At 60.6% G+C, this 13,544-nt stretch carries 10 protein-coding genes; 5 read left to right on the top strand and 5 right to left on the bottom strand.

Translation table 11 applies throughout. The annotated features are described in order from the left end of the window. Positions 1 to 97 precede the first annotated feature (97 nt). Together xdhC and guaD are read left to right on the top strand one after the other, a co-directional pair. Complete coding sequence (gene xdhC / locus AU074_RS26135) at positions 98 to 940, top strand: xanthine dehydrogenase accessory protein XdhC (protein ID WP_076017191.1); 843 nt, start codon at positions 98 to 100, stop codon at positions 938 to 940. 7 nt (positions 941 to 947) lie between these two features. Continuing rightward, positions 948 to 2,252, top strand: coding sequence for a guanine deaminase (guaD, locus tag AU074_RS26130; protein WP_076017190.1), 1,305 nt, complete (start codon positions 948 to 950; stop codon positions 2,250 to 2,252). Between the two features lie 76 nt (positions 2,253 to 2,328). On the opposite strand, the gene AU074_RS26125 is transcribed toward guaD, so the two are convergent. Beyond that, positions 2,329 to 3,093, bottom strand: coding sequence for a GntR family transcriptional regulator (locus AU074_RS26125; protein WP_017477154.1), 765 nt, complete (start codon positions 3,091 to 3,093; stop codon positions 2,329 to 2,331). Positions 3,094 to 3,424: 331 nt separating this feature from the next. Between AU074_RS26125 and AU074_RS26120 the strand changes: the two genes are divergently transcribed. Further along, a complete protein-coding gene (locus AU074_RS26120) occupies positions 3,425 to 4,615 on the top strand; it encodes a benzoate/H(+) symporter BenE family transporter (protein ID WP_076017189.1) in 1,191 nt (396 codons plus the stop codon). A gap of 54 nt (positions 4,616 to 4,669) precedes the next feature. On the opposite strand, the gene AU074_RS26115 is transcribed toward AU074_RS26120, so the two are convergent. Beyond that, a complete protein-coding gene (locus AU074_RS26115) occupies positions 4,670 to 5,014 on the bottom strand; it encodes a YggL family protein (protein ID WP_003219101.1) in 345 nt (114 codons plus the stop codon). A gap of 236 nt (positions 5,015 to 5,250) precedes the next feature. Between AU074_RS26115 and dacB the strand changes: the two genes are divergently transcribed. Then, a complete protein-coding gene (gene dacB / locus AU074_RS26110) occupies positions 5,251 to 6,711 on the top strand; it encodes a D-alanyl-D-alanine carboxypeptidase/D-alanyl-D-alanine-endopeptidase (RefSeq protein ID WP_076017188.1) in 1,461 nt (486 codons plus the stop codon). A 77-nt stretch (positions 6,712 to 6,788) separates the two neighbouring features. On the opposite strand, the gene AU074_RS26105 is transcribed toward dacB, so the two are convergent. Continuing rightward, a complete protein-coding gene (locus tag AU074_RS26105) occupies positions 6,789 to 9,188 on the bottom strand; it encodes a diguanylate cyclase (protein WP_076017187.1) in 2,400 nt (799 codons plus the stop codon). A gap of 140 nt (positions 9,189 to 9,328) precedes the next feature. Further along, complete coding sequence (gene rlmKL, locus AU074_RS26100; RefSeq protein ID WP_076017186.1) at positions 9,329 to 11,599, bottom strand: bifunctional 23S rRNA (guanine(2069)-N(7))-methyltransferase RlmK/23S rRNA (guanine(2445)-N(2))-methyltransferase RlmL; 2,271 nt, start codon at positions 11,597 to 11,599, stop codon at positions 9,329 to 9,331. 531 nt (positions 11,600 to 12,130) lie between these two features. On the opposite strand from rlmKL, the gene rmf reads away from it, so the two are divergent. After that, positions 12,131 to 12,346 carry a ribosome modulation factor gene (gene rmf / locus AU074_RS26095; protein ID WP_002553055.1) on the top strand — a complete coding sequence of 72 codons (216 nt, stop codon included), beginning with the start codon at positions 12,131 to 12,133 and terminating at the stop codon, positions 12,344 to 12,346. 121 nt (positions 12,347 to 12,467) lie between these two features. On the opposite strand, the gene AU074_RS26090 is transcribed toward rmf, so the two are convergent. Then, on the bottom strand, positions 12,468 to 13,493 hold the full coding sequence (locus tag AU074_RS26090; protein ID WP_076017185.1) for a quinone-dependent dihydroorotate dehydrogenase: 1,026 nt from the start codon (positions 13,491 to 13,493) through the stop codon (positions 12,468 to 12,470). Between the last annotated feature and the right edge of the window lie 51 nt (positions 13,494 to 13,544).

The raw sequence follows: 13,544 nt of genomic DNA, 5'->3' as shown, positions 1-13,544 counted from the left end.
GCCCGCTCCCACATTTGAATGTGTTCACAAATCAAAATGTGGGAGCGGGCTTGCTCGCGAAGGCGGTCGAACTGACAACAGAGATGCTGAGGTAAACATGAACAACTGGATCAGCGCCCTCGCCGACCTGCAGAACCAGGGTGAACCCTGCGTGCTGGTGACCATCATCGAAGAGCTCGGCTCCACGCCGCGCAATGCCGGCTCGAAGATGGTCATCAGTGCCGCCCAGACGTTCGACACCATCGGTGGCGGGCACCTGGAATACAAGGCCATGCAGATCGCCCGGGACATGCTTGTGCGCGGCCAGCAGAACACGCACCTGGAGCGCTTCAGCCTCGGCGCCAGCCTGGGCCAGTGCTGCGGCGGCGTGACGGTATTGTTGTTTGAACCGATGGGCCAGGTGCAGGCGCAGATCGCAGTGTTCGGCGCCGGCCATGTGGGCCGCGCGCTGGTGCCGTTGCTGGCCAGCCTGCCGTGCCGGGTGCGCTGGATCGATTCCCGGGAACAGGAATTCCCGGAACACATCCCCCAAGGCGTGCGTAAAATCGTCAGCGAAGAGCCGGTGGATGAAATCGACCACTTGCCTGTGGGCAGTTACTGCATCGTCATGACCCACAACCACGCACTGGACCTGGAGCTGACCGCCGCCCTGCTCAAGCGCAATGACTTCACCTACTTCGGCCTGATCGGTTCGAAGACCAAGCGCGTCAAGTTCGAACACCGCCTGCGGGATCGCGGTTTCGACACCGCGCAACTGCAACGCATGCATTGCCCGATGGGGCTGACTGAGGTCAAAGGCAAACTGCCTGTTGAAATCGCCATCTCCATCGCCGGCGAAATCATCGCCACCTATAACGCCAATTTCGGCCAGCACACTGCGAGCGCCGAACCCATTGCCAAACTGCTGCCGGCTTCACGCCGCAGCCAAGCGACTAACTGAGACGACCATGCCTTTGACTCGCAAAGCCTACCGTGCCGCCATTTTGCACAGCATCGCCGACCCTGCCGAAGTAGGGATCGAAGCCTCCTACGAGTATTTCGAAGACGGCCTGCTGGTGATCGACAACGGCCAGATCAGCGCCCTGGGCCACGCCAGCGAATTGCTCGCTACCCTGCCCGCTGACATCGAAGTCACCCATTACCAGGACGCTCTGATCACCCCCGGCCTGATCGACACTCACATTCACCTGCCGCAAACCGGCATGGTCGGTGCCTATGGCGAGCAGTTGCTGGACTGGCTCAACACCTACACCTTCCCGTGTGAAAGCCAGTTCGCCGACAAGGCCCACGCTGAAGAAGTCGCGGACATTTTCATCAAGGAACTGCTGCGCAACGGCACCACCACCGCCCTGGTATTCGGCAGCGTGCACCCGCAGTCAGTGAACTCGTTTTTTGAAGCGGCCGAGAAGCTCGACCTGCGGATGATCGCCGGCAAGGTGATGATGGACCGCAACGCGCCGGACTATCTGACCGACACCGCCGAGTCCGGCTACCAGGAAAGCAAGGCGCTGATCGAGCGCTGGCACGGCAAGGGCCGTTTGCACTACGCGGTCACGCCACGTTTCGCACCGACCAGTACGCCTGAACAACTGACCCTCGCCGGGCAGCTGCTGGGGGAATACCCGGACCTGTACATGCAGACCCACATCAGTGAAAACCTGCAGGAAGTGGAGTGGGTGAAAGAACTGTTCCCGGAGCGCAAGGGCTACCTGGACGTGTACGACCATTACAAACTGCTGGGTGAGCGCTCGGTGTTCGCCCACGGTGTGCACCTGTGCGATGACGAGTGCGCGCGGTTGGCGGAAGCCGGGTCGGCAGTCGCATTCTGCCCGACGTCGAACTTCTTCCTGGGCAGCGGGTTGTTCAACCTGCCAATGGCTGAGAAGCACAAGTTGAATGTGGGCCTGGGTACGGATGTCGGTGGCGGCACCAGCTTCTCGCTGCTGCAAACCTTGAACGAAGCGTACAAAGTGATGCAGTTGCAAGGCGCGCGCTTGAGTCCGTTCAAGTCGCTGTACCTCGCGACCCTGGGCGGTGCGCGGGCATTGCGATTGGAAGACAAGATCGGCACATTGCAGCCGGGCACTGACGCGGACTTTTTGGTGCTGGATTACAACGCCACCCCGCTGCTCAGCTATCGCCTGAAGCAGGCCAATAACATTGCCGAGACGTTGTTTGTGTTGATGACGCTGGGGGATGACCGGGCGGTGTTGCAGACGTATGCGGCGGGGCAGCTCGTGCACCAACGCTGATTTAGCAGACGCCACATAACAAATGTGGGAGCGGGCTTGCTCGCTCCCACATTTTGTTAGTGGTGAGCCTGGCAAATTACAGTTTGACCGAAGAGCGCCCCGGCTTCTTGGTCTGCAACAAATGCGAGAACACCGCATGCAGATCATCAGAAGCGCTCTCCTCATCGAGGTTGAGCTTGCTGTCGATGTGATCCATGTGATGCATCATCAGGTTCACCGCCAGACCCGCATCCCGCGCTTCGATCGCGTCGATCAACTGGGTGTGCTCATCGTAGGAACAGTGGGAGCGGTTGCCGCTTTCGTACTGGGCGATGATCAACGATGTCTGGGACACCAGGCTGCGCTGGAAGCTGATCAGCGGCGCATTCTTCGCCGCCTCAGCCAGTTTCAGGTGGAATTCGCCAGAAAGCCGGATGCCCGCACCGCGATCACCCCGGGAAAAGCTGTCGCGCTCGTCGTTGACCATCTGCCGCAGCTCGGCCAGTTGCTCGGCCGTGGCATGCTGTACCGCCAATTCAGTGATCGCTCGCTCCACCAGACGCCGGGCGAGGAACACCTGACGTGCTTCCTCGACACTCGGGCTGGCCACTACCGCGCCGCGATTGGGCCGCAGCAGTACCACGCCTTCATGGGCCAGGCGCGACAGAGCGCGGCGGATGATGGTGCGGCTGACGCCAAAAATTTCGCCCAGCGCTTCTTCACTCAATTTGGTACCGGGCGCCAGGCGTTGTTCGAGGATCGCCTCGAAGATATGCGCGTAGACGATATCGTCCTGGGTTCCACTGCGACCGGCCTTACCGGCTCGCGGTTGTTTCTTGAGGGGCTGCAACTGTTCGTTCATGGGCACTCGGGTCGGGAGAACGGCGGCGAATTGACGTTGACTGTAATACGGCACAGAGGGTCGCTGGCAAGTATCGCGTAAAATCAGCGCACATTGTACACAACCCACTGCGCCAACACACTGTACGGCTGTTTGCGGCGCCGGCTGTATTGCAATGAATCGTTACGTTTGAGTTTAGGCTTGATTCCACGCTTTCTCCTTTGTAGGAGCGAGCTTGCTCGCGAAAAACGTATAAGCACCGCATTCATTCAGGATGCCAGCGTCATCGTTAACGACCTTCGCGAGCAAGCTCGCTCCTACAAAAACAACCCGGTAAAAGGAACACCGACCCATGTCAGACGTCCCCCCAGCGCGATTACGCCCACTGGCCGACACTTCGCCTTCGGCCATCGTCGCCGGTTTCATCGCCATGATGACCGGCTACACCAGTTCCCTGGTGCTGATGTTTCAAGCTGGCCAAGCCGCCGGCCTGACCACGGCGCAAATTTCCTCGTGGATCTGGGCGATTTCCATCGGCATGGCGGTGTGCAGCATTGGCCTGTCCCTGCGCTATCGCACGCCGATTACCATTGCCTGGTCCACCCCGGGCGCGGCGTTGTTGATCACCAGCCTGGGCGGTGTGAGTTACGGCGAAGCCATCGGCGCCTACATCACCTGTGCGGTGTTGGTGACGATCTGCGGGTTGACCGGCAGCTTCGAAAAACTCGTCAAGCGCATCCCGGCTTCCCTGGCGGCAGCCTTGCTGGCGGGGATTCTGTTCAAGATCGGCAGCGAGATTTTCGTCGCCGCGCAGCACCGCACCGGTCTGGTACTGGGGATGTTCTTCACTTACCTGGTCATCAAGCGCCTGTCGCCGCGTTATGCCGTGCTCGCGGCATTGCTGATCGGCACGGCGCTGTCCGGTCTGATGGGGCTGCTGGATTTCAGCGGTTTCCACCTTGAAGTGGCAACGCCGGTGTGGACCACACCGCACTTCTCCCTGGCCGCGACCATCAGCATCGGCATCCCGCTGTTCGTGGTGGCCATGACCTCGCAAAACATGCCCGGGGTCGCCGTGCTGCGGGCCGATGGCTATAACGTGCCGGCTTCACCCCTGATCACCACCACCGGCCTGGCCTCGCTGGTGCTGGCGCCGTTTGGCTCCCATGGCATCAACCTGGCGGCCATCAGCGCGGCGATTTGCACCGGGCCCCATGCCCACGAAGATCGCAACAAGCGCTACACCGCCGCGGTCTGGTGCGGGATTTTCTACGGGATTGCCGGGGTGTTTGGCGCGACATTGGCCGCGTTGTTCGCTGCGTTGCCCAAGGAGCTGGTGCTGTCGATCGCGGCACTGGCGCTGTTTGGCTCGATCATCAATGGCTTGAGCATCGCCATGAATGAGCCGAAGGAACGCGAAGCAGCGTTGATCACCTTTATGGTCACAGCGTCTGGGTTGACGTTGTTTTCCATCGGTTCGGCGTTCTGGGGGATTGTCGCGGGGGTGTTGACGCTGGTGATTCTGAACTGGCGCAAGGCCTGATTCTTTAGACCCAGTAACGAAAAAGCGACCCGGGCGGGTCGCTTTTTCATGACATCAGACTGCCGGGTTGATCGGCTTTTCTGGATGCCAAGCGTCCAACAGGGCGCTGACTTCAACGCGGGTCAGCTCTGGACGAGCCTTCAGCCACGCTTCAACAGCGGCACGCTGCTCTTCGTTGACCGAACCACGGGTGGCTTTGCAAACCAGACCGAAGTCATCACCGCCGACGTAGTCCAGGCCGTTGCCGTCCATTGCTTCAGTCAGGAATGCTTCGAGGAAAGCGTCAACCGCTTCATCGTCCAAACCTTCTTTGAAGTCCAGGTTCAGTTCGAAACCCAGCTCTTGAAATTCATCAACGCACAGTTTTTTGCGCAGACGCCGGGAACGGTTAGTCGCCATTGGAACAATCCTCTTAAGTAATAACGGGCGGCACTTTAGCAGTTTAAGCCGGCCTTTGCCCGCTTCTCTGGGACAGGCGGCAGAGTGCCAGTAAAAAAAACCGCGAATAGCAGCTATCGTTCAGGCACAAGTGCGACTGCCTTGGGGCATAATGCCGACACTTTCATGACCATTGAGGGATTTTTCGTACATACCCCTCACCTTTTTTACCCCTCAGCAGTAGGGTTTTAATTCTTATGATCAAATCTTTGCGTCCATTGTTACTGGCCGGTTTTCTTCTCCCACTGGCCTTTTCCGTTACCGCTGCCCCGATCAACACTTCCTTGCCACCCAAGGTCCAGGAAGCCCTTCAGAAAGCCAAGCTGCAAAACAACGCCCTGTCTCTGGTGATGATTCCCCTCAATGGCCCGGGCACACCCACCGTGTTTAACGCCGACGTGTCGGTCAACCCGGCCTCGACCATGAAGCTGGTCACCACCTACGCGGCCCTGGAAATGCTCGGCCCCAACCATCAGTGGAAAACCGAGTTCTACACCGACGGCACCCTCAGCGGCGGCATTCTGAACGGTAACCTGTACCTCAAGGGCGGCGGCGACCCCAAGCTGAACATGGAAAAACTCTGGCTGCTGATGCGCGACCTGCGGGCCAACGGCGTGCAGCAAGTGACCGGCGACCTGGTACTGGACCGTGGCTTCTTCATCCCGCCGCAACTGCCGGAGTTCAACGACGACGGCAACGACGAGAACAAGCCGTTCCTGGTCAAGCCCGACGCCCTGATGGTCAACCTCAAGGCGCTGCGCTTTGTCACACGTAATGATTCGGGCAAGGTGCTGGTATCGGTAGAGCCGCCGATTGCGAGCATTCGCATCGACAACCAGGTCAAGGTCTCCAACGCTAAGCAGTGCACCGGTGACGTGCGCTACAGCCCGATGACCGCCGCCGATGGCAGCGTCACCGTGACCGTCAGCGGCCAGTTGGCCGATGGCTGCAGCTCGCAGACTTATCTGTCTTTGCTGGACCACGCCACCTACACCGCCGGCGCCGTTCGGGCGATCTGGAAGGAACTGGGCGGCAGCATCCAGGGCCGGGATATCCAGGCGCCGGTACCGAAGAACGCCAAGGTGCTGGCCCGGGCGTTCTCGCCGGACCTGGCGGAAATCATCCGCGACATCAACAAATACAGTAACAACACCATGGCTCAGCAGTTGTTCCTGAGCCTGGGCGCGCAGTTCCGCACCGATGCCGACGGCGATGACGCCAAGGCAGCCCAGCGCGTGGTCCGCCAGTGGCTGGCGAAAAAGGGCATCACTGCACCGCATCTGGTGATGGAAAACGGTTCCGGCTTGTCCCGTGCCGAACGGGTCAGCGCCCGCGAAATGGCGACCATGCTGCAAGCAGCGTGGCGAAGCCCGTATGCAGCGGAATTTATCAGCTCGCTGCCGATTGCCGGTACCGACGGCACCATGCGTAAACGCCTGAAGACCACGGCCATGCGCGGCGAAGCCCACGTCAAGACCGGCACCCTGAACACCGTGCGCGCAATCGCCGGGTTCAGCCGCGACAACAATGGCAATACCTGGGCGGTGGTGGCGATTCTCAACGATACAAAACCGTGGGGCGCTTCTTCGGTGCTGGATCAAGTGCTGCTGGACCTGTATCGCCAGCCGAAGCTCGCGGCGGCTGCGCCGGTGCTCTAACGGCAACAAAGATCAAATGTGGGAGCTGACTTGCCTGCTCCCACATTGATCTCTAATAGCTTGAATGGCCGTGCACTTCAGGCAAGCGCCCGCTCTGCCTCAACTCTGTCCCGGCCCGCCTGCTTCGCCGCATACACCCCCGAATCCGCTCGCAGCAACAAGCCGTCAACGCCCTCCTCGACCCGCCAACTGGCCACGCCGAAACTCGCCGTCACAGTACCGACACCCTCCATCGACGCACTGCGCAACGCCTGCCACAACTCCAGGGCAACACTGAACGCCTGGCTGCCGTCGGTATTGGGGCACAGCACCACGAACTCCTCGCCCCCCAGCCGGCAAAACATATCCGTACGCCGCAATCGTTGGCTGATGCGCCGGCACAATTCCTTGAGCACCTCGTCGCCGACCGCATGGCCGTGCTGGTCGTTGATCCGCTTGAAGTGGTCGATGTCGAACATGATCACCGACAACGATCCAGAGGCGCGTTTGACTCGAATCATTTCAGCCTTCAAGCGGTCCTGAAAGTAGCGTCGGTTATGAATGCCCGTCAGCGAATCGGTAATCGACAGCGCGCGCAGCTCTTCCTCGACCCGCTTGAGATCGGAAATATCCGACACGTACCCATGCCATACCGTACCGCCGCCGGGCAGTTCTTCCGGCGTCGCTTCACCGCGAATCCAGCGCAGCCCACGCTGGGGCAATTGCACCCGGTACTCTTCACGCCAATGGCTCAGTTGCAGGGTGGACAGACGAATGGAATCCCGCACCCGCTCGACGTCCAGCGGATGAATGCGCTCGAAGACCTTTCGTGCATCCTGTTGCAGCACCCCCGGCTCGATCTCGTAGATATCGCGAATGCCGTCGCTGGCATAAATGAAACGCGAGTCGCCATTCGGTTCCAGGATGAACTGGAAAATACCGCCGGGCACATGGGCACTGAGTTTCTTCAGCAGGCGGTCCCGCGCGGCCAGTGCCTCATAGGCACGCTTTTGTTCGGTGACATCCAGGCAGATCGCCAAGTGCCCGACCCATAGGCCATGCTCATCCAGCAATACGGTGGCAAGCATGTTCACCGTCAGGTGGCTGCCGTCCTTACGCACCAGCGTCCATTCACGGGCTTGGTGCACCGCATCGGCGCCGTCCACCAGCATCGCCTGGCCAGGCGCAATGCGCTTGCCCAGCGCCGCACTCAACTGCGCGGCACGGGCTTCCAGCTCGGGCGCCAGGTGCAGGCTTTCGAGGGTCAGGCACCCGAGCACCTCATCCACCTCAAAACCCAGCATCTGCTCGGCGCCAGCGTTGAACGTGGTGATCACACCACGCAGGTCAGTGGCAATGATCGCCACCTGGGTCGCCGCATTCAGCACGCTGCGCAGTTGGCCGTGGGTGCCCCGCAGCTCCTGTTCGCGCTGACGCAATTGGGCCGTGCGCTGCTCCACCAGTTTCAACGCGCGTTGGCGCTGGCTGACCAACACGTAGAGCAGCGCACTGAGCAGCAGGCTCAGCAGGCTGCCCATGACCAGGATAGTCACCTGCGAAGAATGATTGCCCTGCTGGAACACCAGGCTGGGGCGCAGGCTCAAGGCGTAGATGTGGTCGCCAAGGGTCAGCCGGCGTGCGGCCATCAGGTCGCTGTCTGCCACGGCATTGCCGGATTCGTACAGCACACGTTTTTCTGCGTCGGAAGTATCGATGATCTGCGTCACCAGATTGTCCCGCTCAGCCTTGGGCAAGCCATCGGCCACCAGCTGGCGCATGCTGATCACTGCCATTACATAGCCGTAAGGTTCACTGATGGGCGCTTGTGGCGTCGGTGCCCGGCTGACCGGCGCCACCAGCAGCACGCCCATGGCATAGGCCGGCTCCACGCCTACCAGTTGCATGGGCTGGGACACCGCCATTTTCCCTGACTGTTGCGCACGCTCCACCGTCGAGCGCCGCAGTGGCTGGGCCAACAGGTCAAAACCCAGCGGCGAGCCGAGCAGGCTCTGGGTCTGGCTGTACAGCACCGGCACATACTCATCGTGCTGAGCGGCCGGGGCCAGTTCGCCCGCCGCGTTCAATTCGCGAATGGCAAAACTCGCGCCGCGCTCAGCCGTAATTTCTTGTTCAAACGCGCTGCGCTGGTCACGTAAAACCCGAGGAGCCCAGGCATAGGCACGGGTACGCAACAGCAAGGGCTGCGCAAAACCGTCGAACTCGTTGCGGGAGACCGAATTGGAATTGACGAAGAACCGCCGCAGGCTGCCCAGGCGTTGTTCCTGGTCCTCGAAACGCTCCTGGAGGCGGCTGTAACGCTCATTGACCAGCAACTGGAAGCGTTGGCGCACTTGCTGCTGATAGAGATCGGAGGCGGCCCAGGCGACGATGCTCGTCAGCGCAATACCGGCCAGAAACACCACCACCGCGACTAGCCACGCCGATACCTGCTCACTGATAAAACCTAGGATTTTCGGGCGGACGGCATGCAGCGGCATAGACAAGACTCGGAACGCCAGCGTGCGGGTGCGTCACTTTGGCCAAGCCTTAAGTTATAGCCACAGGACCTGCGTTTGACCAGCGCAAAAAAAACCGCAAGGCCGGAATGATCCGGGCTTGCGGCTTCAGAACGCAGTGATCAGCGAGCGGTGATTTTCCATGCCCGATGGATCTTGGCGTTGCGCGCAAAATCCGGGTCGATGGTCTTGTCACTGATCTCCTCGACGGCATAACGCTCGACGAGGTTGTCTTCCAGCTGGAACTTGCGGAAGTTGTTCGAGAAGTACAACACGCCGCCCGGCGCCAGGCGCGCCATGGCCAGGTCGAGCAACTGCACGTGGTCACGTTGTACGTCGAAGATGCCTTCCATGCGCTTGGAGTTGGAGAAGGTCGGCGGGTCGATGAAGATCATGTCGAACTCATCGCGGCTGGCTTCCAGCCAGGCCATCACGTCGCCCTGCTCCAGGCGGTTCTTGTCGGAGAATCCGTTGAGGGAGAAGTTGCGGCGCGCCCAGTCCAGGTAGGTTTTCGACAGGTCGACGCTGGTGGTGCTGCGCGCGCCACCCTTGGCGGCGTGCACACTGGCGGTGGCGGTGTAGCAATACAGGTTGAGGAAGCGTTTGCCGGTCGCTTCTTTCTGGATGCGCATGCGCATTGGGCGATGGTCGAGGAACAGGCCGGTGTCCAGGTAATCGGTCAGGTTGACCAGCAACTTGACGCCGCCTTCGCTGACTTCGGTGAACTTGCCCTGGGCACTCTGGCGCTCGTACTGCTTGGTGCCGCTCTGGCGTTCGCGACGCTTGACCACCACGCGGTTCTTGTCGATGCCCAGCGCCTGAGGAATGGCCGCCAGGGCATCGAACATGCGTGCCGAGGCTTTTTCCGGGTCAATCGACTTCGGCGCCACGTATTCCTGGACGTGAACCCAGTCGTGGTACAGGTCGATGGCCATGGAGTATTCCGGCATGTCGGCATCGTAAACACGGTAGCAATCGACGCCTTCGCGCTTGGCCCATTTGCCCAGCAGCTTCAGGTTCTTTTGCAGGCGGTTGGCAAACATCTGCCCGCCTTCGCTCAAACGCGCCTGCTCGACCACCGGGGCCGGGGCCGGGGCAGGTTTGATCGGGTTACCGTTCTTGTTGTACTGGCGCTCTTGCGGCTCGGTCGGCGCCTGGTCGTAGGCCGCTTGCTCACGCTCGGCCTGGCGTTGTTCCGGGGTGCGACGCTCGCCGGTGACGAACTGGTCCGGGGTGACCTTGATCAGCAGCAATTTGCACGGCAAGGCGCCGTTCCAGAACGAGTACTGTTTATGGCTGCGGATGCCCATGCGCTTGCCCAGGTCCGGGGCACCGGTGAACACCGCCGCTTCCCAGCCCAGGCACGCCTGGCGCAGACGCTCGCCGAGGTTCTGGTAGAGGTACAACAGGCTGGCTTCATCACCCAGGCGCTCGCCGTAAGGCGGGTTGCAGATCACCAGGCCCTTTTGGTTCTGGTCCGGACGCGGCTCGAAGGTGCCGACTTCGCCCTGGTAGATCTTGATCCAGTGGCTCAGGCCGGCGCGTTCGATGTTATTACGCGCTGGCTGGATCAGGCGTGGGTCAGCTTCGTAACCACGAACCCACAGCGGTGGCTTGGCCATGCCGATGGCGGCACGTTCGCTGGCCTCTGTATGAAGTTTCTTCCACAGCGCCGGAACGTGGCCGAGCCAGGCGGTGAAACCCCACAGCTCACGGTTCAGGTTAGGGGCCATGTCGGCGGCAATCATCGCGCCTTCCACCAGGAAGGTACCGACGCCGCACATCGGGTCCGTCAGCGCGCCGCCTTCGGCAGCAATACGCGGCCAGCCGGAGCGAATCAGGATCGCTGCCGCCAGGTTCTCTTTCAGCGGTGCGGCACCCTGCTGCAGGCGGTAGCCGCGCTGGTGCAGGCTGTGGCCGGACAGGTCGAGGGAGAGGATCGCTTCGCCACGGTCCAGGCGCAGGTGAATGCGCAGGTCCGGGTTGATCTTGTCGATGGACGGACGTTCGCCGGTCGGGGTGCGCAGCTTGTCGACAATCGCATCCTTGACCTTCAGCGCGCCGAAGTGGGTGTTGTCGATGCCCGAGCCATGGCCGCTGAATTCAACGGCCAGGGTGCCGTCGGCGAGCATGTGGTCTTCCCACTCGATGTCCAGCACGCCGTGGTACAGGTCTTCGGCGTCCTTCATCGGGAAGCGCTTGAGCACCAGCAATACGCGGTTGGCCAAGCGCGACCAGAGGCACAGGCGGTAAGCAGTCTCCATGTCGGCCATGCCGCGCACGGCCGAGGTGTGCTCGCGTGCTTCCTCAAGGCCAAGCCCGACGGCTTCCTCGATCAGCAGGCCTTCGAGGCCCTTGGGGCAAGTGAGGAAGAGTTCAAAACGGTCCGACATGGGGCATTCCAGGCTTTTCAGCAATAAGTGAACGGGCGACGCATCGCGCGTTCGGTTTTCAATCAAGCGCTTTTCTTGAAGAGCGCTCGTGTGGCACGAATGTGCCGTTCCACCCCGGCTACACGCCTTTTGGGCCTTTATCGACGGGGCAGTTCAAGTATTTGAAGCAACAAAAAGAAATATTCTGACCCTTCGTCGAATAATAACCGACTGCATCGGGTGGGCATTCTCACTAAAGGATTAAACCCATCCTCTTTGAAGGGCACATCATAGCTGGGTTTGCCCAAGAAAAGGGGCGAAAAGCCATGCCAGCTTATGGCTATAGCATCATTATCGTTACGTGCTTATGACAAAACGATCATTGAATCCATGTGACCTATTGGTTAGAACTCAACACAGGTTGGCGCCGTAACGACGCCGACACAGTGCTCGCCACGCCGGCAGCGAGCGCACCAACGGCAGAAAAACTCTGCCCGGCCTCGGACGGGGCCGAAGGATATCAAGACAGTCAACAAGTGAGGGAAACACCCTATGAGAAGACTTAAGCGTGATCCGTTGGAAAGAGCATTTTTACGCGGATATCAATATGGCGTTCATGGCAAATCCCGTGAGCTTTGCCCATTTACTCTACCGTCGGTACGCCAAGCCTGGATCAACGGCTGGCGAGAAGGACGTGGCGACAACTGGGACGGTATGACTGGCACTGCGGGAATCCACAGACTCAACGAACTTCACGCCGTCGGCTAATCAAGGGCATTTAATTCCGACACCAGCACGAATACGCAACCACTTAACCACGCACGCCCCATCCGGGCGGCGGGCTTCGGCCCAGGGGCTCCTTCGAGGAGCCCTTTTTAATGGGCCTCGATTAACCTTTTGGCAACGCCGCGATCGCATCCACCGACTGGCGAATCAATGCCGGGCCCTTGTAGATAAAACCGGAATACAACTGCACCAGGCTGGCGCCAGCGGCGATCTTCTCGGCCGCGTGCTTGCCCTCGGTGATGCCGCCCACCGCAATGATCGGCAAACGCCCTGCCAACTCTGCTGCCAGCACCTTGACGATGTGGGTGCTCTGGTCGCGCACCGGCGCACCGGACAGGCCACCCGCCTCGTCACCAAAAGCCAGGCCTTCGACACCGACGCGGCTCAGGGTGGTGTTGGTAGCAATCACCGCATCCATTCCCGAGTCCACCAGGGCCTGGGCCACCAGTACGGTCTCTTCATCGCTCATGTCCGGGGCAATCTTGATCGCCAACGGCACACGCCTGCCGTGACGCACAGCCAGATCTTCCTGACGCTGGCGCAAGGCTTCGAGCAATTGCTTGAGGGAGTCGCCAAATTGCAGGCTGCGCAGGCCCGGGGTGTTCGGCGAGCTGACGTTGACTGTGACGTAGCTGGCGTGGGCGTAGACCTTGTCCAGGCAAATCAGGTAGTCATCCACCGCACGCTCCACCGGCGTGTCGAAGTTCTTGCCGATGTTGATCCCCAGGATGCCCTTGTACTTCGACGCCTGAACCCGTGACAGCAAGTTATCCACACCCAGGTTGTTGAAGCCCATGCGATTGATGATCGCCTCGGCTTCCGGCAGGCGGAAGATTCGCGGCTTCGGGTTGCCCGGCTGCGGTCGTGGGGTCACGGTGCCGATTTCGACAAAGCCAAAACCCAACTGCGCAAAACCGTCGATGGCCGCGCCGTTCTTGTCCAGGCCGGCAGCCAGGCCCACCGGGTTGGGGAAATCGAGCCCCATCACCGACACCGGCATTTTCGCCGGGGCCTTGCACACCAGACCATTGAGCCCCAGGCGGCCACCGGCACCGATCAAATCCAGGGACAGATCGTGGGAGGTTTCCGGAGAGAGTTTGAACAACAGCTGGCGGGCCAGGGTATACATGGGCGGGATTGACTCGGATGGCGGCGAAAGGTGGCGGCGATTATAGCCGGG

Source organism: Pseudomonas sp. ATCC PTA-122608 (genome assembly GCF_001952855.1).
Classification (GTDB): domain Bacteria; phylum Pseudomonadota; class Gammaproteobacteria; order Pseudomonadales; family Pseudomonadaceae; genus Aquipseudomonas.
This window is presented reverse-complemented; position numbering and strand designations above follow the sequence as displayed.